Below are 25,231 nucleotides of genomic sequence, written 5' to 3' on the forward strand. Positions count from 1 at the left end.
TGTAAAAAAGACGGCGGCGGGAATATTCCCGCCGCCGCTCTTTACCGTATTGCCAAAGGAATCCGCCCACGATTCTCCCGTCCCACGGCCTACTCCCCCATCACCTGAAACACGATGTCCCGGACCCGGTTTCTCGTGTCGCACTCCACCAGGGTTAAATTCTGCCAGGGCCCCACGGTGATCTTCCCGTCCACGAAGGGCACGGTGATGAAGGGGGACAGCAGAGCCGCCTTGATATGGGAAGAGCCGTTGTCATCGTGCCAGGTCTCATGGTGCCAGTAGGGCACCACATGTCCCTTCTCGTCCAGGTAAGGGGAAAACACATCCAGCGCCGCCTTCAAATCGTGGTTTACCATCCCCGGCTCAAACTCCAGGGTGGTCAGCCCCGCCACGCCCCCGGTGGTGAAGCCCGTCACCGTCCCGGCGGAAATGCCGTGCTCCCGGCACGCCGCCGAAACCGCGTGCTGGAAATCCTCCGTCACGTCGATCATGCCCATGTGGGCCTTGGTCTGGTAGGTTTTCTTCTCCGTATAGACTGCCATGGTTTGGCCTCCTTGTTCGTTTTTCGTATTGTATCACGGTTCGGCCTGTGATACAATCCATATTGTATCAATCCGAAAGGGAGGGCTGTCCATGCGCGCCGCGCTGATTCAAATGCCCGTCACGGCGGACAAATCGGAAAACCTGGAAACCGCCTGCCTCCGCCTCCGTGAGGCCAAGGCCCGGGGGGCGGACATCGCCGTCCTGCCGGAGATGTTCTGCTGCCCCTATGACAACGCCTGCTTCCGCTCCTACGGAGAAACGGAGGGCGGAGAAGTTCAGCGGGCCCTGTCCGCCCTGGCGGCGGAGCTGGAGCTGTACGTGGTGGGCGGCTCCCTGCCGGAGCTGGAGGGGGACCGGGTTTACAACACCAGCTTTGTCTACGGGCGGAAGGGAGAGCTTCTGGCAAAGCACCGGAAGGCCCACCTCTTCGACATCGACGTGGAGGGGGGCCAGCGCTTCCGGGAGTCCGACGTCCTTTCCCCGGGAAATGCCGTCACCACCTTCGAGACGGAGTTCGGCCCCATGGGCCTTTGCGTCTGCTTCGACTTCCGGTTTGCGGAGCTGGCCCGGTGCATGTGCCTCCGGGGGGCCAGGTGCATCTTCGTCCCCGCCGCCTTCAATATGACCACCGGCCCCGCCCACTGGGAGCTCCTTTTCCGCCAGCGGGCGGTGGACAACCAGTGCTTCACCGTGGGGGTCTCCCCCGCCCGGGACGAGACGGCCTCTTATGTGGCCTACGGGCATTCCATCGCCGTGGACCCCTGGGGCAGCATTCTCTGCCAGGCCGGGTCCGGGGAGGCCACGCTGTACGCCGACCTGAACCTCCGCCGGGTGGAGTCCGTCCGCCGCCAGCTCCCCATTCTCTCCGCCCGGCGGACGGACCTCTACGAGGTGCGGGAGCGGTGAGGGGGGAAACCTTTGCCGCCTTCCGGGAGATTGTCCGCCGGATTCCCGCCGGGAAGGTGGCTACCTATGGGCAGATTGCCCATCTGGCGGGGAGGCCACGCTGTGCCCGGGCGGTGGGCTGCGCCATGGCGGGCTGTCAGGACCCCTCCGTCCCCTGCCACCGGGTGGTGGACCGCCTGGGAGGCACCAAGGCCGCCTTTGACCTGTACGCCCCCGGAACCCAGCGGGCCCTGCTGGAGGCGGAGGGCGCGGCCTTCCGGCCGGACGGCACGGTGGACTTGGCGCTGTGCCAATGGGACCCCCTGGAGGGGTAGAAAAAGCGCGTGAAGGGAGTATCCCCTCACGCGTTTTTCAGCTCCTCGGAAATGTCCCGGGTGGCGTAGGCGTTCAGCTCCATTCCTGCCGTATGGCCCGCCAGGAACTCGTAATAGCCCTGGGCGGCAATCATGGCCCCGTTGTCCCCGCAGAGGCGCAGGGGCGGCAGGTACAGCTTGATCCCCGCCTCCCGGCAGGCCCGCTCCAGATCCGCCCGCACGATGGAATTGGCGGCTACGCCTCCGGCGGCCACAAGGGTTCCCCGCCCCGCCAGCCGGACCGCCTCCATGGCCCGGGGCACCAGGGTATCGCTGACGGCCTGGGTGAAGTCCCGGGCCAGGGCCCCCCGGTCCAGGGGCTCTCCCACCTGCTCCGCGTGGTGGGCCAGGTTCACCACCGCTGTTTTCAGGCCGGAAAAGCTCATGTCCAGGGGCGCGCCGTCCACCTGGGCGTGGGGCAGGTGATACACGCCGCCCGCCGACTGCCGGGCCAGCTCATCGATGGGCTTCCCCCCAGGATAGGACAGCCCCAGCACCCGGGCCGCCTTGTCAAAGCACTCCCCCGCTGCGTCGTCCCGGGTGCCTCCCAATATTTTCATATCCGTATAGCCCGCCACGTCGATGAGCAGGGTGTTCCCCCCGGAGATGGCCAGGGCCAGAAAGGGGGGCTCCAGCTCAGGGAAGGCCAGGTAGTTGGCGGCAATATGGCCCCGGATATGGTGAACGGGAATCAACGGAACCCCCAGCCCCAGGGCGGCGGACTTGGCAAAGCTCAGCCCCACCAGCACCGCGCCGATAAGCCCCGGCGCGTAAGTCACCGCCACCGCGTCGATATCGCCGCGGGTACAGCCCGCGTCCGCCAGGGCCTTTTCCGTCAGGGCGGCGATGGCCTCCACATGCTTCCGGGAGGCAATCTCCGGCACCACGCCGCCGTACAGGGCGTGAATCTCCACCTGGGAGGCGATGGCGTCGGACAGCACGGTCCGTCCGTCCTCCACCACCGCCACGGCGGTTTCGTCACAGGAGGACTCAAAACCAAGAATTTTCATCATGTCCCTCCCTCAGTCTTCATTCCAGGGAACCTGGCGAATGGGTCCCGCCGCCGGGTCCCGGGGGATGCGGACGTAGCGCTCATACTTCTCCTTGGGGAAGCGGTCCCGGTAGATAAAGCAGTTCTCCTCCATCAGCCGCCCGTCCGGCACGGGCCCCTCGGAGAGGTACAGGGTCTTGTAGTGGGCGCCGAACACGTCCGTGTCGTACCCAGCGGTGCGCAGCCCGTTCCGGGCGTAAAACCCCAGGCGGTGCTCCGCCATCGCCGGGTCCGGGGCGTGGACGGGGGCCTCGCTCTCCACCAAAATGACCGTGTCCCCCTCCGCCTGGCGCAAAAGCTTCAGCATCAAGGCCCCCGCGCCGCTGTTCCGGCGGTCCTCCGCCACGCAGAGGTAGTCCAGCAGCGCCCAGCCGGGGCGGCCCAGCCAGAGGAAGCACTCCCCCGCGATCTCCTCCCCGTCAAAGAGGCACCAGGGCTGGTAGCAGCCATCCCGGCACATGGCCTGGATGTTGGCCAGGGGTTTCAGCTCCGACGGGGGGAAGGAGGGCTTCAAGTCCCGCTCGTAAACCATCGCCACCTGCTCCGGCGAGGCCAGTTTCAGTTTCATTCGTCCGTCTCCTCTTCCCCCGTCAGGTCCAGGGTCATGATGACCGCGTCCTCCTTTGGGTGCTCATAGTAATTCTTCCGCCGCCCCACACCCCGAAAGCCCCGGCTTCCGTACAGGGCGATGGCAGGATAGTTGGAGGCCCGGACCTCCAGGGTCAAAAAGGCCAATTGATTGCCCTTGGCAAAGTCCAGGAAGACCTGCAAAAGCTGTCCCGCCACCCCCTGGCGGCGGCAGTCCGGCCGGACCGCCACGTTGAGGATATAGCCCTCGTCCAGCACCACCTGGAGCCCCGCGTAGCCCGCTACGGCCCCCTGCCCGTCCAGGGCCACCAGGAAAGCCGCCAGGTCGTTTTCCAGCTCCTCTTTCAGCATGTTCCGGGACCAGGGGTCCGGGAAGCAGACCCGTTCCAGCTCCGCCACCTCGTCCAGATGGTCCCCGTTCATGGGGACGATTTGAACCTTCATACTCTGTTCCATAAACGCTCCTTCCTACGCTTCCTCCCGGCTGTAGAGCCCGATGCCCAGCAGAATCAGCGTCCCGCCGAACACCACCAGAACGCCGGGCCGCTCCCCGAAGAGGAGCAGCCCCCACACGGAGGCCAGCACCGGCTCCAGCAGATTCGCCGTGGAAATAAAGGCCGGGGGCAGGTACTTCAGGCCCCAGCTGAATACGCTGTGGCCCAGCAGCGTGCAGAATACCGCCATCCCCAGGCCCGCCAGCAGATTGACCGGGCCCCAGCCTATGAGGGCCTGTCCTCCCGCCAGGGCAGCGGCCAGCACCGTCCCCGCCGCCGAGGTATAGACCAAGGTTGTGTACACCGTGGTGGAGAGGGTCCTCCGGCAGACGGCCCCCAGCATGGTATAGACCGCCATGCACACGGACCCCGTCAGGGCGAACAGGTTCCCCCGGAGGGCCGTCCCCCCTCCCCCGGAGTCCGCCAGAGCCACCGCCACGCTGCCGCCGAAGGCCAGCAGCACCGCCGTCCACGCCCGGCGGCTGAGCTTTTTCCGCAAAACCAGCACCGAGGCCAGGGCCACAAACAGCACTTCCGTGTCCACCAGCACCACCGCCGCGGCGATGGAGGTCCAGCGGAGGGACTCGAAGTAACAGGCGAAGTGGACCCCCAGAAAGGCCCCGCTGAGAAGGCTCAGAGAGAGCTCCCGCCGCCGGAGGGCCCGAAACTCCCCCCGCCGGGCAAAGGCCAGGGGAAGCAGCAGCAGGACGGAAAAGGCCATGCGGTAAAAGGCCAGCACCAGGGACGGCGCTGTGGACCAACGGACAAAGACGGCGGAGAGGGACACCCCCGCCACGCCCAAAAGAACGATGAGGCGCTTCATGCCGGTGCCTCCCTTCTATAGCCCAGGTGGACGCCGGTATGCCCAATGCCCAAAACCGCGCTCCCCGGCAGCATCCGCCACGCCCGGCCGTAAATTCCCAGCAGAAAAAAGGCTGCTGCCGGCAGGCTGGCTCCCGCCAGCCAGGAAAAACCGATTTCTTCCGTCATCCCTTCGCCTCCAGCCAGTTCTTTCCCCAGTGGGCCTCCGCCGTCAGGGGGACGCTGAGGCGGACCACGTTCTCCATCTCTTCTTCCAGCAGCCTCGCCACGTCCGCCGCCTCGTCCTCGAAGCACTCCACAATCAGCTCGTCGTGAACCTGGAGGACCAGCCGGGCCTGGGGCTTCTCCGCCCGGAGGCGCTTCCACACCGCCGCCATGGCCAGCTTCATCACGTCCGCCGCCGTTCCCTGGATGGGCATGTTCAGCGCCACCCGCTCGCCGAAGGACTGCATATTTTTATTGGATGAAATCAGCTCCGGCAGGTCCCGGCGGCGGTGGAAGAGGGTTTCCACATAGCCCGTCTCCCGGGCCTTTTTGACCACCTCATCCATATAATGGCGCACGCCGGGGAAAGCGGCAAAGTAGCCGTCCATATATTCCCTGGCCTCCGCCACGGTGACCCCCAGGTCCTGGCTTAAGGAAAAAGCGGAGATGCCGTAGACAATGCCGAAGTTCACCGCCTTGGCCCGGCGGCGCATTTCGTGGGTCACGTCCTCCCGGGCCACATGAAAGACCTTAGCCGCCGTCTCGGCGTGGAAGTCGCCTCCCGCCAGGAAGGCCTCCCGCATAGCCTCGTCCCCGGCGATGTGGGCCAGAATGCGCAGCTCAATCTGGGAATAGTCCGCGTCCACCAGGACGCAGCCCTCCGCCGCCGTGAACATCCGGCGAAACTCGCTGCCAAGGTCCGTCCTTGTGGGGATGTTCTGCAAATTCGGCTCCGTGGAACTGAGGCGGCCCGTGGCGGTAACGGTCATCTGGAAGTTTGTCCGCACCCGCCCGTCGGGGTCCATGGCCTTTAAAAGCCCGTCGGCGTATGTGGATTTCAGCTTGGCGTACTGCCGGTATTCCAGCACCGCGTCCACAATGGGGTGCTGGAGCTTTTCCAGCACGTCGGCATTGGTGGACCAGCCGGTTTTCGTCTTTTTCCCGTGGGGCAGGCCCAGGCGATCGAACAGCACTTCCCCCAGCTGCTTGGGAGAGTTGATGTTGAACTTGCCCCCGGCCATCTCGTAAATGGCGGCCTCCCGCTCCGCCATCCGGGCGGAGAGGCTCTCGCCGAATTCCGCCAGAGCCCGGGCGTCCACGCCGCAGCCCGTCCGCTCCATCTCCGCCAGCACCCGGCACAGGGGCAGCTCGGCGGTCTGGAACAACCCCCACTGGCCCCGCTCCCGGAGCCTGGGGACCAGCGCCTCATAGATCGCCTCCACCGCCGTGACGCAGCTGTCCAGGGAAGCGGCGGCCTCTCCGTCCCCCAGGAGGGAGAAAGCGTCCGGCTCCAGATAGAGGGGCTTTGGCAACTCCTCGTTAAAATAGGCGACAAACAGCCTCTGGAGGTCGTAGCTCCCCGCCGTCGCGTCCAGCAGGTAGGCCCCCAGGGCGGTGTCGAAAACAAAGTCCTCCGCCGGGAAGCCGCTCTCCAGCAGCATCCGGGTCAGGTCCTTGACGTTGTGGGAAACCTTCTTGATCTCCTCTGAAAACAGGGCGGAGAGAAGGCGGTTCCAGTCCCCCTGATACCGTTCAAAAAACAGCTCCGCCATGACGGCGGGGCCCTCCCCCGTCTCGCAATAGACTCCCACGGCGGAGCAGTCCGGCCGGGCCAGCAGGGATACGTGATCCGCCTCTTTCCAGAGGGCCAGCAGCTCCTCTCCCCGGGCGGGGTCCGTCACTGTCTCCACCACGGCGGCAGCGGCCTCCCGGGCCTCCGGGACCGGGGCGCTGTCCGGGCTGAGGCCGAATTTCTCAATGAGCTTGGTGAACTCCAGCTTCAAAAACAGGGGGTATGCTCCGGGGCCCGGAGCTTTTCTCCGGTTGTCCTCCGGGCGGAAGTCCAGGGGCGCGTCGGTGACGATGGTGGCCAGCCAGTAAGAATGCCGGGCGTCCGCCTCTCCCTCCGCCAGCTTTTTGATAATGCCGGGCTTGGCGGGGGTGTCCGGGGCGGTCACGATTTCCGGCATGTGGGCATAGAGATGTTCAATCGAGCCATACATTTGAACCAGGCCCATGGCGGTCTTCTCCCCCACGCCCTTCACGCCGGGGATGTTGTCGGAGCTGTCCCCCATCAGGGCCTTCAAATCAATCATGTGGACGGGGGCGAAGCCGTACTCCTCCCGAAAGGCCTCCTCCGTCATGTCCTTCGTCGTGGTCTGGCCCATGCGGGTGGAGACCAGCTTCACCTTCGTGTGTTCATCAATCAGCTGGAGACTGTCCTTGTCTCCGGTGACAACGACGCACTCCCAGCCCGCCCTGGCGCATTTCCGGGAAATGGTGCCCAGGAGATCGTCCGCCTCCCAGCCCTCCAGCTCATAGCGGGGGATGTTCAGCGCGTCCAGCACCTCCTTGAGGACCGGCACCTGCACTCGCAGCTCCTCCGGCATGGGCTTCCGGGTGGCTTTATAAGCCGCGTCCGCCTTGTGGCGGAAGGTGGGGGCGTGGAGGTCGAAGGTGACGCAGACCGCGTCCGGGGACTCCTCCCCCTCCAGGCGCAGCAGCGTCGTCAGAAAGCCGAAGACGGCGTGGGTATAGAGCCCGTCCCGGGTCGTCAGAGGCCGGATGCCGTAGTAGGCCCGGTTGATGATGCTGTTTCCGTCGATGACCATGAGCTTCATAAGGGAGACCTCCTGTCAAAAAGGAAAAATTACAGTCTGGATGATTATACCACGTCTAAACCGGATTCACAACAGCGGAAGCTCCTGTTTTTTCGTTTCCGGTTTGTCGCTTTTTGTTTTTCTTTTGTAACTTCTTCCCGAAGGGAAGCTGTCATACTTTATAATAAGCATTTGATATAAGGAAAGGAGTTCTGTCCATGCGCCGATTAGAAGTCTTCACCCTGGCGCTGGCCTGTCTGCTCACGCTCACCGCCTGCGGCGGCGGGGCGGAGGCGCCGGACGCCAGGCGGGACCCGCTTCCCCCGGACGGCGGCGAGGATATGACCGTCTATGACTGCGGCGGGCTGAGCGTAGCCCTGCCCACCGAACACCTGGACCTCCTGCGGGTAGATACGGACTTCCCCGACGCTGAGGAGAGCTGGAGGCCCCTGATCTCCGTTTACGAAAAAGCCTCCTACGAGGCGGCCATGGAGGACTTCGGCGGCGAGGGGGGCTTCCTCTTCGGCTTTCTGGCGATGGACCAGGCGGCCTTTGAGCAGCACATCAGCTCCGACGGCTCCGGCATCGAGGTCTTCGCCACCGACGGGGAGCGGTACTACGCCTACACCTACCCCACCGACGTGCAGTTCTACCGCCCGGATGCCGAAAGCGTCCCGGACCACCCGGACTGGCCTGTGTGGGAGAAGCTCTGCAAGCTGGGCCCCCAGGTCCGGGAGGACTTCCTCACCCGAAACAACCTCCAGTCCTTCTCCGTTCAGGACTTCCTGTGCCGGCTGGACGAAAGCGGGGGCCATGTGGTCCTGAAATACTACCCCTATTTCCTAAAGGACGGCGATACCCGCATCTACAATCAGCTCCTCCTCCGCCAGCCCGCCCGGCAGGGCGAGGGGGGCCTGTGGGCCGTAGAGCAGTGGCTGGACGCGCGGGGCACTCAGTACCTCTACTTCCCCGACAGCGGCAAGCCCGCCGCCGAGCATTACGCGGACCTCCAGGCGGCGTGCGACGCCGGGGAGCATCCCGAGCTGCTGACCCCCGTTGGGGCGGCGGAGGCCTTTGTGAAAGACTACTCCGGCCACGAGACCGCCGAGGGCAGCTTTGAGCGGGTCCCGGAGGTGGACCAGGGCTACATGGAGCGGAACCAGCGCCTCCAGCAGCTGGTGCTGGATCTGGAATTCCGGCCGGAGGACGTGGGCGATATGGACCTTCTAAACTGCGTGGGCGAGGCCACGGGGGACAACTGGGGTGCGCTGGGCCGGTTCATGTACGGCTCTGACTGGTTCAATCCCCTGATGGACGCCGTGGCGGAAGCCGCCGTGGGCGGGGACCAGCAAACCCGGAACCGGGCGGTCATGTCCTTCCTTTTGGCAACGAAAGACGCCCGAACGGACTTCCGCACTCCCTTGGACGAAATTCTCCAGACCCAGGCCCAGGCGGACCCCGGCGCTTTCACCGCCGCCCTGGCGGAGTTTTCGGAAGAGGACCAGGCCCGCATTCGGTCCAACACCACTGCCCTCAAATGAGCGCCTGTCCCCGGCGCTAAAAAAAGTTTTTCACTTTTCCAAAATTTTCTCACGCCGCCCCTTGCTTTTCTCCGGTACTTGTATTAGAGTAGAAGCATCAAATACAAAAAAGGAGACTGTCATCATGAAAGTTTTGGAAACCAAGAACGCCCCCGGCGCCATCGGCCCCTACTCCCAGGGTTTTGAAGTGAACGGCTTTGTCTACACCTCCGGCCAGATCCCCGTGGACCCCGCCACAGGCGAGGTGCCCGCCGGCATCGCCGCCCAGGCGGAGCAGAGCTGCAAGAACGTGGGCGCCATTCTGGAGGCTGCCGGAGCCGGCTTCGACAAGGTCTTCAAGACCACCTGCTTCCTGGCGGACATGGGCGACTTCGCCGCCTTCAACGAGGTCTACGCCAAGTACTTCACCTCTAAGCCCGCCCGCTCCTGCGTGGCCGTGAAGGACCTGCCCAAGGGCGTCCTCTGCGAGATCGAGGCCATTGCCGCGAAATAACCCGCAAATTTTCCAAAATGAAAGGGTCCCCCTCCGCTGGAGGGGGACCCCTTTTTTCCGTCAGGCGATGTACTTACTACTCCGACACAACCTTCTTGATGTCCATGTCCTTGGGCAGGACCAGGCTCAGGATGATGGAGACCACGAAGACCACGGCCACCACGTTGGAGGCGAAGACGGACTGGATGGTCTCCGGGAAGATGTGCCAGATATCCGCCTCGCTGGTGGCGGTAAAGCCGATGCCGATGGCCAGGGACAGCGACGCGATGGTCACGTTCCGCTGGGAGAAGCCGCAGTTGGCGATCATCTGCATGCCCGAAATAACGATGGAGCCGAACATCATGATGGTGCATCCGCCCAGCACGGACTCCGGCAGGGAGGCAAAGAAGTTGCCCACCGGCGGCAGAAGGCCTGCCAGCAGCATGCACGCCGCGCCGGTCATGATGGTGAAGCGGTTCACCACCTTGGTCATGGCCACCAGGCCCACGTTCTGCGAGAAGGAGGTTACCGGCGGGCAGCCGAACAGGGCGGCAATGGTGGAGGCGTAACCATCGCAGGCCAGAGAGCCGGAGATTTCCTCGCTGGTAATCTCCCGGCCCAGGCCGCCGGAAACCAGGGCGGAGGTGTCCCCGATGGTTTCCGCCGCGGAAACCAGGAAGATGATGCAGGCGGAGGCCACGGCGCCGGGATGGAACTGCGGCATGTAGGGAAGGAACCGGGGCAGGGCTATAAGCCCGCCGGACATCAGCGTCCCCAGGTCCACCTTGCCCATGAAGATGGCCACGATGTAACCCACCACCAAGCCCGCCAGAACGCTGAGCTGCTTGAGGTAGCCCTTGGCCAGGGTGTTCCAGAGGAGGCACGCCGCCAGGGTAACAACACCCAGCAGCAGATTCTGGGCGGAACCAAAGTCCTCGGCGTAGCCGCCGCCGAAGGACCGGGTGCCCACGGTGAAGAGGGAGAAGCCGATGGCCGTCACCACGGAGGCCGCCACGATGGGGGTGATAATCTTCCGCCAGTACTTCGCCAAAAGGCCCAGGGTGCCCTCCATCAGGCCGCCCACGATGACCGCGCCCACCAGGGAAGGGTAGCCGTAGTTGGCGGCGATGGAGCTGAGCACCGCCACGAAGGTGAAGCTGACGCCCATGACTACCGGCAGCTTGGACCCTACCTTCCAGATGGGATAGAGCTGGATCAGCGTGGCGATGCCCGCCACGAACATGGCGTTTTGCAGCAGGATGGCCACCTCAGCCTGGCTGAGGGCCGGCTGGGCGGAGGCGGCGATGAGGGTGATGGGGGCCAGGTTGGAGACGAACATCGCCAGGATGTGCTGGAGGCCGAAGGGGATGGCCTTCCCCAGGGGGACCCTCCCATCCAATTGGTAAATGTTGTTGATGCTGCATTCCGGGGCCTGTTTTGTCCGGTTCATCGTGATCGCTTCCTTTCTCCGCATACTTGCCCGGACAGGCGCCGGGCCCTTGGCTTTCATTATATGCACAAAGGTCGACCTTTGTCAAACAAAATTTTTGTGCTTCTCGCAAAAATTTTGCTGCAAACGAAGAGGACCCGCCTTACGCGGGTCCTCAAATCCTTTTGATCCGTCTTTTCTCACAGCCACGCGGTGCCCAGAAGCTCATCCTTCCCGGGACGGCCCATCAGCTCCGGGACCACGTCCCGGGCCTGTTTGCCCTGGTACAGCACCTCATAGGCGCACCGGCAGATGGGCATTTCCACACCCTCCCGGTCTGCCAGCTGGCGGACGCTCTCGGCGGCATAATAACCCTCCACCACCGCGCCCACTTCCTCCATGGCCTCCTGAACGCTTTTCCCCTGGCCGATGAGGATGCCCGCCCGGTTGTTCCGGGAGTGCATGGAGGTGCAGGTGACAATCAGATCCCCCATGCCCGCAAGCCCTCCGAAGGTCCGCCGGACGCCCCCCAGGTGCTCCCCCAGCCGGGTGATTTCCGCCATGGCCCGGGTCATCAGCAGGGCCTTTGTGTTGTCCTGGAAGCCCAGGCCCGCGCAGATGCCGCAGCTCAGCGCAATCACGTTTTTCAGCGCCGCCGCCAGCTCCACGCCCACAATGTCGTAGCTGGTGTAAACCCGGAAATAATCGCTCATAAAGGCGTCCTGGACAAAGCGGGCCTCCTCCAGCTCCGGACACGCCGCCACACAGGCCGTGGGCAGCCGAAGGCCCACCTCCTCCGCGTGGGAGGGGCCGGAAAGGGCCACGATTCCCCGGCAGACATCCCCGGTGGTCTCCCGGAGGACCTGGCTCAGCCGCAGGTTCGTGTCCCGCTCGATGCCCTTGGAAACCGTCACCAGAACGGTCTCGGGCCGCAGGTAGGGGGCCATTTTCTTCCCCGTCTCCCGAACCGCGAAGGAGGGCGGCGCGCTGACCACCAGATCCGCCCCCTCCAGGCAGCTCAGGTCCCCGGTGATGCGCAGCGCCTCCGGCAGGGGGACGCCTTTCAGCCGGGGATTTTCCCGGGTCCGGGCCATTTCCTCCGCTCCGGCGGGGGTCCGGGACCAGAGGGTCACATCGTGCCCGTTGCCGCACAGCACCAGCGCCAGGGCCGTGCCCCAGCTGCCGCTGCCCACTACCGCCGCTTTCATGATCCGCCCTCCTTTTCCTTATGGAAGCTCAGCTTCCGTTCCTTGCCGTGGATCAGCCGCTGGGCGTTGCCCCGGTGCTGCCAGACCACCAGCCCCCCCAGGAGGAAGGCCAGCACTACGATTCGAATCTCCGGATAGCAGTACCAGCTGATAAAGGGGAAGCTGGCCCCGGCCCACAGGGAGCCCAGGGAGACATACCGTGTAACAATTACCAAAATCAGGAAGCCGCCCCAGACCACCAGGGCAACGCGCCAGTCGATCATCAGCGCAATCGTACCGCCGGAGAGGATGCCCTTGCCGCCCTTGAAATGGAACATGCAGGGGAACATGTGGCCCAGCAGGCAGAACAGGCCCGCCCAGTATTTGGCCGTTACGGCCCCGCCGAACACGGTACTGGCCAGCAGCACGGCAAGCACCGCTTTCAGCACATCGCAGAGTATCACCACAAAGGTCAGCCCGCCGCCAAAGGTACGGTGAAAATTCGTCAAGCCCGCGTTCCCGCTGCCGTGGTTCCGGATGTCGTCCCGGAGGATATACTTGGACACAATCACCGCGCCGTTGAAACAGCCCAGAAAATAGGACGCTACGGCCGTTCCGCCATAGATCAGGAACATCGCCAGCCACAGGTTCTCCATACTCAAACCTCCTTGTCGCCTCGCTGCCGGACGGAAATCTTGATGGGCGTTCCCTCCAGGCCGAAGGTATTGCGGATGCAGTTCTCCAGATACCGCTGATAGGAAAAGTGGAACAGCTTCGTGTCGTTGCAGAAAATCACGTAGTGGGGCGGCTTCACCCCCACCTGGGTCATATAGTAGATTTTCAGCCGCCGCCCCTTATCCGTGGGGGGCTGAACCCGGGTCTGGGCGTCCGCCAGCACGTCGTTCAGCATACCCGTGGTAATCCGGGTGGCCGCCTGGTTGCTGACGTAGTCGATGAGCTCAAAAAGCCGGTCCACCCGCTGGCCCGTCTTGGCGGAGATGAAGAGGATGGGGGCGTAGGCCATGAAGCTCAGGCCCTCCTGGACCTCCTTGCGCATGCGGTCCATGGTCTTGCCGTCCTTCTCCACCAGGTCCCACTTGTTCACCACGATGATGCTGGCTTTCCCTGCCTCGTGGGCCAGGCCCGCCACCTTGGTGTCCTGCTCCGTGACTCCCTCCGTGGCGTCAATCAGAATCAGGCACACGTCCGAGCGCTCAATGGCCATAGTGGCCCGGAGGACGCTGTACTTTTCAATGGCCTCCTCCACCTTGCTCTTCCGCCGGAGGCCCGCCGTGTCGATGAAGACGAATTTGCCCTTGTCGTTTTCAAACTGGGAGTCGATAGCGTCCCTGGTGGTGCCTGCCATGTCGGAGACAATCACCCGCTCCTCCCCCAGGATTTTGTTCACCAGGGAGGACTTTCCCGCGTTGGGCTTTCCGATAACCGCCACCTTGATGGCGTCGTCCTCCTCTTCCTCCCCGTCCTCCGGCGGGAAGTACTGGAGGCAGGCGTCCAGCAGGTCCCCGGTGCCGTGTCCGTGGACGGCGGAGACGGCGATGGGGTCCCCCAGCCCCAGGTTATAGAACTCATAGAAATCCGGGTCCGGGGCCCCGGTGGAGTCCATTTTGTTCACCGCCAGGACGATGGGCTTCCCGCTGCGCAGCAGCATGGCGGCCACCTCCTGGTCCGAGGCGGTCAGGCCTGTCCGAATATCCGTCAAAAAGACAATCACCGTGGCGGTCTCGATGGCGGTTTGGGCCTGGTCCCGCATGAACTCCAGAATCTGGCTGTCCGTCCGGGGCTCGATGCCGCCGGTGTCCACCAGGGTGAAGGCCCGCCCGCACCAGTCGGACTCCCCGTAGATGCGGTCCCGGGTGACGCCGGGGGTGTCCTCCACGATGGACAGGCGTTTCCCGATGATTTTATTGAACAGCATGGACTTGCCCACGTTGGGGCGGCCCACGATGGCGATGATAGGCTTTGGCATAAGGGGGCTCCCTCCCGGCGGCGCGCGCCGCCTTGTTTTTTTGAAACATATAAATCCAGTTTCATTATAACCGGGATGGGCCAAAGGCGCAAGGAAAATCTTTCCGGGAATGGGAAAAGGCGGAGGCAAGCGCCTCCGCCTAATCTCAACGCCTCCCCCAGCGGTACCCGGCAGCGCTGAGGGCCAGGGAGAGAAGGAACATCCCCGCTAGGGCCAGCGCCCCCATCAGCAGGAGGAAGCCGGGGTCCCCCGCCAGGCTCACCAGGCCCTCCAGGTCTGCCACGGCCCACTTGCCGTCCTCAAAATTCTTGATGGCGAAAAACAGCAGGAAGGCCAGGGGAAAACTGGTAAACTGGGCAATCTGGTTTCCAAACCAGTAGTAAAAAGGCAGGCTGAACATTGCGAAGACCGGGGGAACGATGACAGCCGCCGCTACGGACAGTTCCAGCGCCTCCGGCAAAAAGGTCCCATACACGGCGAAGGACGCCAGATTCGATACCACGGCCCCCGCCACGCTGACCGGCACCGTCAGCAGCACGGCGGCGTACTTCCCCGCCATCACCTTCCCCACACCCACCGGCATGGTCCGCTGATAGCTCCTCCAGGCCGTCTTCTCCTCCTTCTCCAGGGCTGTGAGGTGCAGTACGCCCACCATCATATCCAGGGCGAACGAGAACAGCATCCCGGCGTAAACGCCGCTCTCGAACCAAAACACGGCCAGGATTCCCCCCAGCACCGCCAGGACCACTTTGTCGAACCCCTTGAAAAACAGGCACAGGTCCTTGTAAATCATTCCTCGCATGACGCTTCCCCCTTGATATAAAACAGCATGATGTCCTCCAGGGACGCGGCGTCCGCCACGGCCTTGGGATACTTCCTCCCGGCTTCGGCCCGGTCCCGGACCAGGTACTCCGCGCTGACTCCCGTCTCCCGGCGGACAATGTAGTCCGGCCGCTCCACCTCCGTGCCCTTGCCGCAGCGGAGGATGCCGTATTGGTCCAGAAGCACGTCCTTCTCCTCCTCGAAGACGATCTTCCCCTGGTGGATCAGCACCGCATAGTCGGCGATCTTCTGGATATCCGAGGTGATATGGGAGGAGAAGAACACGGAATGCTCCTCGTCCTGGATAAAATCCAGCAGGATGTCCAGAATCTCGTCCCGGATCACCGGGTCCAGGCCCGCCGTGGCCTCGTCCAGAATCAGCAGCCGGGGCCGGTGGGCCAAGGCGGCAGCAATGGACAGCTTCATCTTCATGCCCTTGGAGAAGGTTTTGACCCGCTTCCGCTCCGGCAGGGCGAAGCGCTTCAAATAGCCTCGGTACGCCTGGCCGTCCCAGACGGAATACACCCCGGAGAGGACTTTTTCCACGTCCAGAGGCGTGAAGGCCTCCGGGAAATTACAGGCGTCGAACACCACGCCCAGGTCGTTTTTCACGGCGGGGTCAGTATGATCCCGGCCCAGAAGCTCCACGGTCCCGCCGTCTTTTTTCAGGTCGTTTAAAATCAGGCGGATGGTGGTGCTCTTCCCCGCGCCGTTTTCCCCGATAAAGCCCACTATGCGGCCCTTGGGCACCTGAAAAGACACGCGGTCCAGGGTGAAGCCCGGGAAGCGCTTGGTGAGGTCCCGGACCAAAATGCTGTTTTCCATGCTCAATCTCCTTCTTCATAAAACAATGTCAGGATGCCCGTCAGTTTCTCCAGCGGGATGCCGTGGGAGCGGCCCAGCTCCGCCGCCCTTTGCAGCAGGCCCTCCGCCTCCCGGAGCCGCTCCTCCCGGATAAACTCCTGATTTTGCGCCGCCACAAAGCTGCCCTTGCCGGAGACCGTCTCGATGAAGCCGTCCCGGGTCAGGTCCTCATAGGCCCGCTGGACCGTGATAACGCTGAGGTGGAGCTCCTTCGCCAGGGCCCGCATAGAGGGCAGGGCCTCCCCGGCGGTTAAGGTTCCGTCCATAATCTGCGTTTTGATCTGCTGGCAAATCTGCTCATAAATCGGTTTGCCGCTGCTGTTGCTGATGAGAATGTCGATAGGATCGCCTCCTTGTATTGTCCGTACCTTGCGTACTGGTTCGTTAAGTACACTATAGACGCATGAAGGCCGTTTGTCAAGAGGGAATATGAAAAAAGAGAAAAAATTTGGCCTCCACTTAGGCCTTGTTTGAAAATTGGCGGAAAAAGGTGCCCAAGACGGCGTTTTGCCATTTTCCAAACAAGGCTTAATAGAGGCGTCTATGATTTGGAAAAGCACCCGGCGGGAATCACACTGAGATTTCCCGCCGGTGCCTCCTCTCACAGCTCCCGCATCAAATGGAAGGTCTGCATCAATTGAATGGACCCATAGCCCCACTGGTTGTTGGGATACTCCATATCCGGCCGCCGGAGACAGCCCCGGATGAGATACGCCCGAATCTGATAGGTCCCCATGGCCGGTTCGTTTCCCTCCCGGACGCCCCACTGGAGCAGCAGGGCGCAGGTCCCCGCCAGCACCGCCGCCGCCGCGCTGGTGCCGCTCATAAGGCCCGGCCCATAGGGGTAGATGCCTCCGACTCCCACGCCGGGGGCTGTCAGGTCCGGAAGAATCCGTCCGTCCCAGGCGGGGCCCCGGGAGCTCTTGGCGTAGAGGCTTTTGTTGTTGCTGTCATAGGCCCCGCAGCAGATCACCCCCACGGCGGAGGCGGGGCTGGTGACGGTGTAGTCCGGCGTGGCCGCCAGGAACTCTACCGTCGGGGAGACGAAGCCCGTCATGGGCAGCCACACCTGATATCTGCCGTTGAGCAGAATATCCCCGTGGAGCTGGATGGTCCACACCCCCGGAGTGGCCCCCAGAATGCGGATCACCGTCAGCTGTCCCCCGCTGCCCTCCACGGGGAAGTGGTACTCGATCTGGACCCGGGCCGCCTCCAGCACCAGCTTCACGTCGGCGGCGGGGCCGATGCCCGGCTTGGCGGGCACCCGGCCCACCAGCTCCCCGGAGGGGGACCGGACGGAGACGGACAGCCGGTCCGCCACGGTGTTCCACACCGCCATATACACATCCCCGGCGTTTTCCCCCACCTTCAAATCCACGGTGCCCGGCGCCTCCCCGGGCAGGAGGACGCCGCCGGTGTGGTGCCGGGCCTCGGCCTCGTTTCCCGCCGCGGCGCAGAGGCACACCCCCGCCTGAAGGGACGCGCCACCCAGGTACTCCTCAAAAACGCTGACCCCGTCGTGGCCCCCGGCGTTGGTGCCAAGGCCGATGCAGATGACCACCGGGCGGCCCAGCTGCCGGGCCTTGTGGAGAATGTACTCCACGCCCACCATGACGGCGCTGGACTCATAGGCGTGCTCCTGGTCCACCGGGACGCAGTAGCGCTCCCGGTAAAAGGGCCGGGCCTTTTTCAGCTTCACGGCGATGATCTCCGCGTCCGGGGCCGCACCGGAGAAGTCCTCCGTCTGCCGCCCCGCCGCCACGGAGGCCAGGAAGGTGCCGTGGCCGTCCTCGTCCCGCTGGGGCACGATGGCGTAGGGGTCCTGAGAGGCCAGGGCGGCGTTGATCTCCGCGTTGGAGTACTCCCGGCCCAGGAGGAAGCCCTCCGGCGGAGGACCGTCCACGGTCTGGTCGTAGATAGATTGAATCCGGCTGCTGCCGTCCTCATAGCGGAAGACGCTTTGGGTGTAGTCGATGCCGGTATCCAGGAAGCCGATGAGCACCCCCCGCCCCTTCAGGTTCAGGTAGGGCTGGCTCTGGACCTGGGAGATCCCCGCCGCCTCCAGGGCGGGACGGTCCAAAAGCCCCAGCACCACGGAGACGGAGCTGACGAAGGCGGTGCCCAGGGCCTCCTCCAGGTGGTGGAAATTCTCCTGCTTGATGTAGCCCAGGACATAGCGCCCGGAGAGAAACTGCCCGATGACCACCTCGTTTGATCGCTGAACGTAGGCAAAAAAAGCGTCCGTAGCACGGGTGACGAAGTCCACGGTGTCCGGCGCTTGAATGAAAGCCATCGCCTCGGGAGATAAGGCCATGGTTAAAGCCCCCTTTCCAAATGACTGACCAGTTCGTTCATGGTTCCGCAGAGGTTCAGCCGCCCATAGCCCCAAAGAGGATTTGGGTACGACAGGAAGGGGCTGCGGAGGGCCCCCTTGCATAAAAACGCCTTCACCCGCTGGCCGTAGAGAAACGGGTCGTTTCCCTGGACGATGCCCCACTCCATCATCAGCGCTGCCGACCCGGAGACAAAGGGGGCCGCCATGCTGGTGCCGGTGAAGACGTCGTAGCCGCCCCCCGGCTTGGCGGAGCGGACCGCCTCCGCCGGGGCCGTCAGATCCAGGAGCACCCGGCCCGCGCAGTCCTGGTCCCCCCGGCCGGAGAAGGGGCTCACCGTCTCCGTCTCCGGCCGGAAGCCCCCCACGGAGATGGGGTACAGCGCCGTGGCGGGAAGGGTGATGGTCAGATCCGGCTCCGGCTGGAGGAAGGCGGTGCGGTCGCTGACCTCCTCAATGGTGGGCAGCCACACGTCGAAGCGGCCGTCGGCCACCTTCTTGCCGTGGCACCGGAGCTTCCAGAGGCCGTCCAGCCCTCCCGGCGGCGCGTCCAGAAGGAACAGGGCCTCCTGCGTGGCGGTGTAGTGGGTAGGCACGCCGTAGAAAATCGCCGCCCGGATGGGGCCGAAGCGGAGGAAGCGGGTCCCCTCCGTCAGGGGGCCGGTGGTCTGGCCGTTGGGAAGGACCAGCTCGAACACCGCCTCGTCGGCGAAGTTCTTCCAAAGGGAGAGGTAAATCTGGGGCCGCTGGGTGGAGACGGTGAATTCCGCGTCCAGGGTCTCGTTTTCCACCAGCCGCCCCCGGAAGTGGTGGGCCCCGCTGCCCTCGTTCCCGGCGGCGCAGACCACCACGCTCCGCCCCCGCTGGGAAGATTGGTCGATGTAAGCCTCAAAGAGGGACTGCCCCTGGTGGGAACCGCAGTTGGTGCCGTAGCTCAGGTTCACCACGCAGGGCATCCGCCGCTCCTCCGCCTGGTCCAGCAGGTACTTCACCGCCCGCATGATGTCCGTGGTCCGGGAGCTTGAAAGCTTCACGGCGGCGATGGAGGCCCCCGGGGCCGCTCCGCTCCGCCCGGCGGCAATGGCGGCGACGGCGGTGCCGTGGCCGGTCTCGTCGGGGGAGTCCACCAAGCCGGTGGCGATTTCCGCCTTGGTATAGGCCGCTCCGTGGAGGAAGCCTCTGGGTGGCGTGCCCTGGGCCGTCATGTCCCAGAGGCCCACAATGCGGCTGGAGCCGTCGTCTGCCAGAAATTCCGGGTGCCGCAGATCCAGTCCGGAGTCCACAAAGCCGATGAGCACCCCCTGCCCCGTCAGCCCCAGGCCGGTCTCCCGCTGGACCGGAGGGATGCAGGATGCCTCCAGACTCCGATCCGCCAGGCTGCTGAGCCGCCGGGCGGGCTCATAGCAGGTGACCTGCCAGTGGGCCAGCAGCCGCTCCGGGGACTCCTCCTCCAGCTCCATGATGGCAAACTGGGCGTCCAGCAGCTCCGTGGGATAGCCCAGGGAGAGGATATCCCCCGTGTATTTGATGATGTATTCCATACAGCCCTCCTGTCCCGATGCTTTGGGCGGTGTCCGGAATGCCCCGCCCGCATAGGATAGTATACGGAAAGGAGGAGCAGCCTTATGAATCCAACTTATACGGACAAGGGCAGCTTGCAGATCTTTGTCACGGCCGGGGAGACCCCGGACCCTATCCCAGAGGCCCGGGTCCGCATTACGGACCCCACGGACGGCAGGGTGCTGGAGGAAGCGGCCACCGACGCCTCGGGCCAGACGCCCTTTATCGAGCTGCCCGCGCCCCCCATGGAGTGGTCTGTGGAGGAGGGGGCAGCGGAGCAGCGGCCCTACGCCGTCTACAACGTCACCGTCTTCGCCCCGGAGCGGGAGACCCTCCACCTGGGCGGGGTGGAACTGCTGCCCGCCGGGCGGTCCATCCAGCGGGCCCCCCTAGCCCCGGCCCGGTCCGGGGGCTTCAATGTACACAATGTGCTCTTAGCCCCTCACGCCCTGTGGGGGGAGCCCTCCAGCCGCCCGGAGGAGGCAGAGGTCAAGCCCCTGCCGGAGCCGGAGGGACTGGTCGTCCTGCCGGAGCCGGTGATCCCGGAGTTTGTGGTGGTCCACGACGGGCGGCCCGAGGACGCGTCCGCCCGGAATTACTGGGTCCGGTTCAAGGACTACGTGAAAAACGTGGCGTGCAGTGAAATCTACTCCACCTGGCGGACGGAGGCCATTAAGGCCAACGTGCTGGCCATTACTTCCTTTACTCTAAACCGGGTCTACACAGAGTGGTACCGGGGAAAAGGCTATGACTTCACCGTCACCAGCTCCACGGCTTTCGACCAGTCCTACTCCCACGGGCGGACCATCTTCGAGGAGATCGGCGTGGTGGTGGACGATCTCTTCACCACCTACGTCACCAAGGAGGGCATCGCCCAGCCCCTGTTCACCCAGTACTGCGACGGGCGGCGGACACAGTGCAGCGGTCTGAGCCAGTGGGGCTCTCAAGCGCTTGGGGAGCAGGGCTGGGACGCGGTGAGCATCCTGAAAAAGTACTACGGCTCGGAAATCTACCTCAAAAGCGCGGAGAAGGTGGAGGGCGTCCCCCTGTCCTACGGCGGGGAGGTGCTGACCCTGGGCAGCGAGGGGGAAGCGGTGCGGACCATTCAAGTCCAGCTCAACCGCATCGCGGACAATTTCCCCGCCATTCCCAAGATCCCGGCGGACGGCGTCTATGGCCCCGCCACCCAGGCGGCGGTGACGGAGTTCCAGAAAATCTTCCACCTGCCCCAGACGGGAAGTGTGGACTTCGCCGTCTGGTATGAGATCTCCAATGTATTCGTGGCGGTGTCCCAGATGGCGTGAAGGGCTTCATCCCGCCGCAGTCTCCCCGCCTCTCTTCAAGCAGGAAGGACCGTCTCGGAACATCGTTCCGAGGCGGTCCTTCTTTGGACTTCAGATATTCCCCTCATGCCCGGCAGGCTCTAAAAAAGCGGCTCAAATAATGAAGATCATGGTTTTTAAACGCTCTGAACGGTCATTTTTAGCGGCATTCTTGCGCGGGGCGGGCCTTTCCCCCCTTTCCACTCCGGATGCCGGGTTCAAATCCCCGGCGGCAGGAAAGCCGCCCAAAACAGGAACACCGCCAGCAGGGCGATGCCGGGGAACAGCAAAGAGCGGTAACGGCGGACCGGCCGCCGGGGACGCTTGGTGGAACGCATAGGGCATTCTCCTTTCTCCTTTAAGAAAAAAGAGAGGGGAGACAAACTCCTCTCTCTTGATCCAACAGAACTTACTTCGAGACGACGGACTTCACGACCTTGATCTCCCGGCCGTTGTAAGTACCGCACTCCTGGCACATTCTGTGGGGCAGGTGCATCGCACCGCATTTCGGGCACACGACCAGATTGGGGGCCGTCAGCTTCCAGGTGGAGCTGCGCCGCTTGTCCCTTCTCGCTTTGGATACTTTACCCTTGGGTACTGCCATTGTGACACCTCCTACTCATACAAAAAGGCGCGGAGCGCTTCTCGTTATTTCTTATCCAAAAGGCTTGCCAGGGCCGCCAGCCGGGGGTCCGGTTCCCTCTTACAGGAGCAGGGGCCGAGATTCAAATCGGCGCCGCACCGGGGGCACAGTCCCTTGCAATCTTCCGAACACAAAATTTTGCTGTCCATGCCGAGGATGAAGGCCGTCCGGGCCAGGTCGCCCGCGTCCGTCTTTCCGTCCTCCAGCAGGACGATCTCGTCGCTCTCCTCGTTCTGGAGCTCCTCTGCCAGCATACAGCCATAGGAGATCTCCTTTTCCAGGGAAAACTCCTTCCCACAGCGGTCGCAGACCGCGTCCAGCGTGGTCCGGGCCGTCAGCTCCAGCTCCAGCAGGTCCGCCGTGTTGCGGATCTCTCCCTCCACCGCCACCGGACGGGAAACGGGCCTTCGTCCGTCGAACTCCAGGCCGGACAGGTCCAGCTCAAACCGGAAGTCCAGCCGCTTGCCAGGGGTGTGGAGTATGGGTCTTACATCAATTACCATAAGCTACCTCGCAACGATACCTTACGTATTATAAAGGATGGTCCCGCCAATGTCAAACAATTTTTTCGTTTTTTGCCCTCTTTTTTATTCTTCCTCGTCTCTGCCCCCAAAGGGCAGGGTGATCCCCAGGAACGTGGGCCGAAAGCCCTTGCGGAGCTTCGCCAGGGAGGGGGTCTTATACGCCTCCTTAGGCCACCGGGCGGCCCAGCCCTCCCGGAGCTTTTCCTCCAGCGGGGCGCAGACCGGGTCCTCCATCAGCATGGGGCCCAGGAAGCAGACAATCATCTGCTTGTCGTTCAGCATGGCCAAGGAGCGGTTCCAGGGCTTCTGCCGTTTCCAGCCCTCCGCCAGGCCGTCCAGCAGAACCTCCGCCAGAGCCTCGATGCCCTCCTCTCCGTCCGCCAGCGCCGCCTCCCGGAAGAGGGCGGCGTACCGCTCCCGGTACTCCTGATACGCCTTGTCAAATTCCTTCCCGGTAAACCGGGCCAGCCAAGGCTTCCCATCCTGAATGGCGGCCAGCAGGGTTTCCGCGCTCACTTCCCTCATGGTTCTTCCTCCTTCTCCGGCGGGGACCCCCGCCGCCTTACCGTCTTCTATCGATTATCTCATCCCGCCGGCAAGCCCAGCGCAAGCCATGGAAGGGCCGCGCCCAGGTTCTCCGTCTCCGCTTTCCTCTTTAATATTCTTTACATTTTCCCGCAAAACGGGTATGATGGACAAAACGCTTTCAGGAGGTCCGCCATGCGGGAGCTCACCATCGGAAAAAACGACGCCGGGCAGCGTTTGGACCGTTTTGTCGCCAAGAATCTGCCCCTCCTCCCCCCTGCCCTGCTGCAAAAATACATCCGCCTCAAGCGGGTGAAGGTCAACGGCAAGGGCTCCAAGAGGGACGCCCGCCTCCAGGCGGGGGATATTCTGCAATTATACATCAACGACGAGTTCTTTGACAAGCCCAAAGAGGAAAATCTCTTCCTCTCCATCTTCCAGCCCCGGCTGAGCATCGTCTATGAGGATGAAAACCTCCTCCTGGTGGACAAGCGCCCCGGCCTGGTGGTCCACGCCGACGAGACGGAAAAGGTCAACACCCTCATCAACCACATCCAGGCGTACCTCTATCAAAAGCGGGAGTGGAGCCCCCGGGACGAGCATGCCTTCGCTCCGGCCCTGTGCAACCGCATCGACCGGAACACCGGAGGCATGGTCATTGCCGCCAAAAACGCGGAAACCCTGCGGATACTCAACGAGAAAATCCGGGCCCACGAGCTGGAGAAATCCTATCTCTGCGTGACGGTGGGCCGCCCCCGTCCGGCGGAGGGGAAGATCGAGGGCTTTCTATTAAAAGACGAGGCGAAAAAGCAGGTGGCCTTCTACCGCCGTCCCGTCCCCGGGGGGAAGTCCGCCGCCACGCTGTACCGGACCCTGGAAACCCGGGGAGAGCTGTCCCTGGTGGAGTGCCGTCTGCTGACGGGGCGGACCCACCAGATTCGGGCGTCTATGGCGGAAATCGGCTGCCCGCTGCTGGGAGACGGGAAATATGGAAACGGGGCCGTGAACCGGAAGTACCTGGAGACCCGGCAGGCGCTGTACGCCTATAAGCTGGGGTTCCCGTTCCCCACGGACGCGGGGGCGCTGAACTATCTCCGGGGACGGGAGTTTATGGTTGAGGATGTGCCATTTCAAGAGAAGTATTTCCCCCATGATTAAAAAGCCCGCCCATATGGGCGGGCTTTTCCTATTCGATGCCCAGGGCCGTCAAAGCGTCCCGGGTCTCCCGCCAGGTCTCCAACAGGGCGGCATGGCGGGCTTTGCCCGCCTCCGTCAGGCGGTAGTACTTCCTCGCCGGGCCGCCGGAGGTCTCCCCCTGGTAACGCTCCGTATACCCCTCCCGGCATAGGCCCCGGAGAATGGCGTAAATGGCGCTTTCCTGGGTATCCGGAAACACCCCGTGGAGCTGGCGCAGGAGCTCATAGCCGTACTGGTCCCCCTGGGCCATCAGGTGGAGGAGGCAGAGCTCCAGGAGGTCTTTTTTCAGCATAGGGATACCCCCGTTCCAAGGAGGCCCACGAGGGTGATGAACACAAGCCGTATCCAATAGGGGAACTGCCAGTTGGCGCTGGGGTCATAGCTCATACAGGTCAGCATCCTCCAGAGGAAGATAGCCAGCCCGGCCCCGGCCAGACTCATCATATACACCGCCAGCCAGCGGCGGTCCCCCAGGCGGGCTTTTATCAGGCCAGCCATTCCTGCCGCTTCCGCAACTAGGATATCCAGGGCCAACACCTGGGTTACTGTGTACCCATATTGGGGAAACAGGAAATTGAGCACGTCCCACTGTTCCGTCAGGATCGTCCACGCCAAAAAACACACCCATGTCATTCCCAGAAGCAGGATGGACAGCAATATCAGAATCCTCCTGGGCAACGCTTTCCCCTTTTCACCAGTGCGTCGAAACCAGACAAAGGACAGAACTGCCCCGGCGGGAAACAGCAGCACGGTAAGCTGAGAGGTCACCGAGACGCCATTTGTCAAAAAACGCCCATCTCTGGACAGCTCAAACAGCAGCATTGAAAACTCTGTCTCAACCACATCCACCATAGGCAAAAGTAAGCAGACCGATAGTGTCCCAAATACCGCCAGCCACTGGCGGTAAGCCTTCGGCTGGGCCAATTGGCGCATTGCCGCTCGGGGCGTCCCCAGGTCCCGCCGCAGCTCCTCTTCCGACCTGCCCGCCACGATTTCCCGGTAGTCCTCCAGCACCTCCGCCGCCTCCGCCGGAGGCAGATACCACCGCGCCGCCCGGCTCAGCCGGGAGAGATAATCCCAACCCATAAAACCGCTCCTTTCGGCACTACTGTAAATTTCTCAGTAGCCGTTTTTTTCAGTATACTTCCCTGCCCGGCAAAAGTCAAGGAAACTACTGTAAAAAAATCAATAGTCCCCGTCCAACAATTCCCTTGACATTTCAGGTCGCTTCCGTTATCATGCAGGTATCGCTGAATTTCGACGGA

27 protein-coding genes are annotated in these 25,231 nt (G+C 63.3%); 6 read left to right on the forward strand and 21 right to left on the reverse strand.

All coding sequences use genetic code 11. The features are described from left to right. Nucleotides 1-89: 89 nt before the first annotated feature. Complete coding sequence (locus Q1M04_RS07940; RefSeq protein WP_295757501.1) at nucleotides 90-542, reverse strand: YjbQ family protein; 453 nt, start codon at nucleotides 540-542, stop codon at nucleotides 90-92. A 91-nt stretch (nucleotides 543-633) separates the two neighbouring features. Here Q1M04_RS07940 and Q1M04_RS07945 point away from each other — a divergent pair, with 91 nt between their 5' ends. Continuing rightward, nucleotides 634-1,449: a carbon-nitrogen hydrolase family protein gene (locus Q1M04_RS07945; RefSeq protein ID WP_297998604.1), complete on the forward strand. Its 816-nt coding sequence runs from the start codon at nucleotides 634-636 to the stop codon at nucleotides 1,447-1,449. Continuing rightward, the gene (locus tag Q1M04_RS07950; RefSeq protein ID WP_297294263.1) at nucleotides 1,446-1,763 is read left to right on the forward strand and encodes an MGMT family protein; all 318 of its coding nucleotides are present in this window, start codon (nucleotides 1,446-1,448) and stop codon (nucleotides 1,761-1,763) included. The genes Q1M04_RS07945 and Q1M04_RS07950 overlap by 4 nt, the downstream gene beginning before the upstream one ends. A 26-nt stretch (nucleotides 1,764-1,789) precedes the next feature. Here Q1M04_RS07950 and tsaD read toward each other — a convergent pair whose 3' ends face one another. From tsaD to polA, 6 genes are read right to left on the reverse strand one after another with little or no spacing between them, the layout of a single operon-like run. Continuing rightward, the gene (gene tsaD, locus Q1M04_RS07955; protein WP_297294264.1) at nucleotides 1,790-2,812 is read right to left on the reverse strand and encodes a tRNA (adenosine(37)-N6)-threonylcarbamoyltransferase complex transferase subunit TsaD; all 1,023 of its coding nucleotides are present in this window, start codon (nucleotides 2,810-2,812) and stop codon (nucleotides 1,790-1,792) included. A 12-nt stretch (nucleotides 2,813-2,824) separates the two neighbouring features. Next, nucleotides 2,825-3,421: a GNAT family N-acetyltransferase gene (locus Q1M04_RS07960; RefSeq protein ID WP_297998606.1), complete on the reverse strand. Its 597-nt coding sequence runs from the start codon at nucleotides 3,419-3,421 to the stop codon at nucleotides 2,825-2,827. Continuing rightward, complete coding sequence (rimI, locus tag Q1M04_RS07965; RefSeq protein ID WP_204789659.1) at nucleotides 3,418-3,897, reverse strand: ribosomal protein S18-alanine N-acetyltransferase; 480 nt, start codon at nucleotides 3,895-3,897, stop codon at nucleotides 3,418-3,420. Before rimI ends, Q1M04_RS07960 begins: the two co-directional genes overlap by 4 nt. Nucleotides 3,898-3,909: 12 nt before the next feature. After that, nucleotides 3,910-4,758 carry a DMT family transporter gene (locus tag Q1M04_RS07970; protein ID WP_297998608.1) on the reverse strand — a complete coding sequence of 283 codons (849 nt, stop codon included), beginning with the start codon at nucleotides 4,756-4,758 and terminating at the stop codon, nucleotides 3,910-3,912. After that, nucleotides 4,755-4,925: a hypothetical protein gene (locus Q1M04_RS07975; RefSeq protein WP_297998610.1), complete on the reverse strand. Its 171-nt coding sequence runs from the start codon at nucleotides 4,923-4,925 to the stop codon at nucleotides 4,755-4,757. The genes Q1M04_RS07970 and Q1M04_RS07975 overlap by 4 nt, the downstream gene beginning before the upstream one ends. Then, complete coding sequence (gene polA / locus Q1M04_RS07980; RefSeq protein WP_297998612.1) at nucleotides 4,922-7,582, reverse strand: DNA polymerase I; 2,661 nt, start codon at nucleotides 7,580-7,582, stop codon at nucleotides 4,922-4,924. The genes Q1M04_RS07975 and polA overlap by 4 nt, the downstream gene beginning before the upstream one ends. Before the next feature lie 197 nt (nucleotides 7,583-7,779). On the opposite strand from polA, the gene Q1M04_RS07985 reads away from it, so the two are divergent. After that, the gene (locus tag Q1M04_RS07985; protein ID WP_297998614.1) at nucleotides 7,780-9,102 is read left to right on the forward strand and encodes a hypothetical protein; all 1,323 of its coding nucleotides are present in this window, start codon (nucleotides 7,780-7,782) and stop codon (nucleotides 9,100-9,102) included. Nucleotides 9,103-9,226: 124 nt separating this feature from the next. Further along, nucleotides 9,227-9,595, forward strand: coding sequence for a RidA family protein (locus tag Q1M04_RS07990; protein ID WP_293278384.1), 369 nt, complete (start codon nucleotides 9,227-9,229; stop codon nucleotides 9,593-9,595). Between the two features lie 76 nt (nucleotides 9,596-9,671). Here the strand turns inward: Q1M04_RS07990 and Q1M04_RS07995 are convergent, their stop codons facing one another. The 9 genes from Q1M04_RS07995 to Q1M04_RS08035 all read right to left on the reverse strand — a co-directional run bounded on the left by Q1M04_RS07995 (nucleotide 9,672) and on the right by Q1M04_RS08035 (nucleotide 19,736). Next, a complete protein-coding gene (locus Q1M04_RS07995) occupies nucleotides 9,672-11,024 on the reverse strand; it encodes a uracil-xanthine permease family protein (protein ID WP_295757521.1) in 1,353 nt (450 codons plus the stop codon). 179 nt (nucleotides 11,025-11,203) lie between these two features. Then, nucleotides 11,204-12,211, reverse strand: a complete 1,008-nt coding sequence (locus tag Q1M04_RS08000) for an NAD(P)H-dependent glycerol-3-phosphate dehydrogenase (protein WP_297998616.1) — start codon at nucleotides 12,209-12,211, stop codon at nucleotides 11,204-11,206. Continuing rightward, nucleotides 12,208-12,846 (reverse strand): glycerol-3-phosphate 1-O-acyltransferase PlsY, encoded by a 639-nt coding sequence (plsY, locus tag Q1M04_RS08005; protein ID WP_297998618.1) that lies wholly within the window; start codon nucleotides 12,844-12,846, stop codon nucleotides 12,208-12,210. Before plsY ends, Q1M04_RS08000 begins: the two co-directional genes overlap by 4 nt. 2 nt (nucleotides 12,847-12,848) lie before the next feature. Further along, nucleotides 12,849-14,177 carry a ribosome biogenesis GTPase Der gene (gene der / locus Q1M04_RS08010; protein ID WP_300345704.1) on the reverse strand — a complete coding sequence of 443 codons (1,329 nt, stop codon included), beginning with the start codon at nucleotides 14,175-14,177 and terminating at the stop codon, nucleotides 12,849-12,851. A gap of 145 nt (nucleotides 14,178-14,322) precedes the next feature. Further along, the gene (locus Q1M04_RS08015; RefSeq protein ID WP_297999492.1) at nucleotides 14,323-14,979 is read right to left on the reverse strand and encodes an ABC-2 transporter permease; all 657 of its coding nucleotides are present in this window, start codon (nucleotides 14,977-14,979) and stop codon (nucleotides 14,323-14,325) included. Continuing rightward, entirely contained in the window at nucleotides 14,967-15,824 is an 858-nt protein-coding gene (locus Q1M04_RS08020) for an ABC transporter ATP-binding protein (protein ID WP_297999489.1), read from the reverse strand. Before Q1M04_RS08020 ends, Q1M04_RS08015 begins: the two co-directional genes overlap by 13 nt. Nucleotides 15,825-15,826: 2 nt before the next feature. Next, entirely contained in the window at nucleotides 15,827-16,204 is a 378-nt protein-coding gene (locus Q1M04_RS08025; protein WP_204789665.1) for a GntR family transcriptional regulator, read from the reverse strand. Between the two features lie 260 nt (nucleotides 16,205-16,464). Then, the gene (locus Q1M04_RS08030) at nucleotides 16,465-18,177 is read right to left on the reverse strand and encodes a S8 family peptidase (RefSeq protein WP_297999488.1); all 1,713 of its coding nucleotides are present in this window, start codon (nucleotides 18,175-18,177) and stop codon (nucleotides 16,465-16,467) included. Nucleotides 18,178-18,179: 2 nt separating this feature from the next. Beyond that, a complete protein-coding gene (locus tag Q1M04_RS08035) occupies nucleotides 18,180-19,736 on the reverse strand; it encodes a S8 family peptidase (protein ID WP_204789647.1) in 1,557 nt (518 codons plus the stop codon). 84 nt (nucleotides 19,737-19,820) lie between these two features. Here Q1M04_RS08035 and Q1M04_RS08040 point away from each other — a divergent pair, with 84 nt between their 5' ends. Next, nucleotides 19,821-21,059 carry a peptidoglycan-binding protein gene (locus Q1M04_RS08040; RefSeq protein WP_297999486.1) on the forward strand — a complete coding sequence of 413 codons (1,239 nt, stop codon included), beginning with the start codon at nucleotides 19,821-19,823 and terminating at the stop codon, nucleotides 21,057-21,059. Between the two features lie 427 nt (nucleotides 21,060-21,486). Here Q1M04_RS08040 and rpmF read toward each other — a convergent pair whose 3' ends face one another. The 3 genes from rpmF to Q1M04_RS08055 form a co-directional block, all read right to left on the reverse strand. Further along, on the reverse strand, nucleotides 21,487-21,681 hold the full coding sequence (gene rpmF, locus Q1M04_RS08045) for a 50S ribosomal protein L32 (RefSeq protein WP_204789645.1): 195 nt from the start codon (nucleotides 21,679-21,681) through the stop codon (nucleotides 21,487-21,489). Between the two features lie 44 nt (nucleotides 21,682-21,725). Then, nucleotides 21,726-22,223, reverse strand: a complete 498-nt coding sequence (locus tag Q1M04_RS08050; RefSeq protein WP_293278380.1) for a DUF177 domain-containing protein — start codon at nucleotides 22,221-22,223, stop codon at nucleotides 21,726-21,728. An 84-nt stretch (nucleotides 22,224-22,307) separates the two neighbouring features. Beyond that, complete coding sequence (locus tag Q1M04_RS08055) at nucleotides 22,308-22,769, reverse strand: hypothetical protein (RefSeq protein WP_297999484.1); 462 nt, start codon at nucleotides 22,767-22,769, stop codon at nucleotides 22,308-22,310. 195 nt (nucleotides 22,770-22,964) lie between these two features. Between Q1M04_RS08055 and Q1M04_RS08060 the strand changes: the two genes are divergently transcribed. Then, entirely contained in the window at nucleotides 22,965-23,927 is a 963-nt protein-coding gene (locus Q1M04_RS08060; protein WP_295756490.1) for an RluA family pseudouridine synthase, read from the forward strand. 28 nt (nucleotides 23,928-23,955) lie between these two features. Here the strand turns inward: Q1M04_RS08060 and Q1M04_RS08065 are convergent, their stop codons facing one another. Together Q1M04_RS08065 and Q1M04_RS08070 are read right to left on the reverse strand one after the other, a co-directional pair. Further along, nucleotides 23,956-24,258 carry a PadR family transcriptional regulator gene (locus Q1M04_RS08065; RefSeq protein ID WP_297999482.1) on the reverse strand — a complete coding sequence of 101 codons (303 nt, stop codon included), beginning with the start codon at nucleotides 24,256-24,258 and terminating at the stop codon, nucleotides 23,956-23,958. Next, complete coding sequence (locus Q1M04_RS08070; RefSeq protein ID WP_297999479.1) at nucleotides 24,252-25,052, reverse strand: hypothetical protein; 801 nt, start codon at nucleotides 25,050-25,052, stop codon at nucleotides 24,252-24,254. Before Q1M04_RS08070 ends, Q1M04_RS08065 begins: the two co-directional genes overlap by 7 nt. Between the last annotated feature and the right edge of the window lie 179 nt (nucleotides 25,053-25,231).

Source organism: uncultured Oscillibacter sp., assembly GCF_950073225.1.
Classification (GTDB): Bacteria; Bacillota; Clostridia; order Oscillospirales; family Oscillospiraceae; genus Oscillibacter.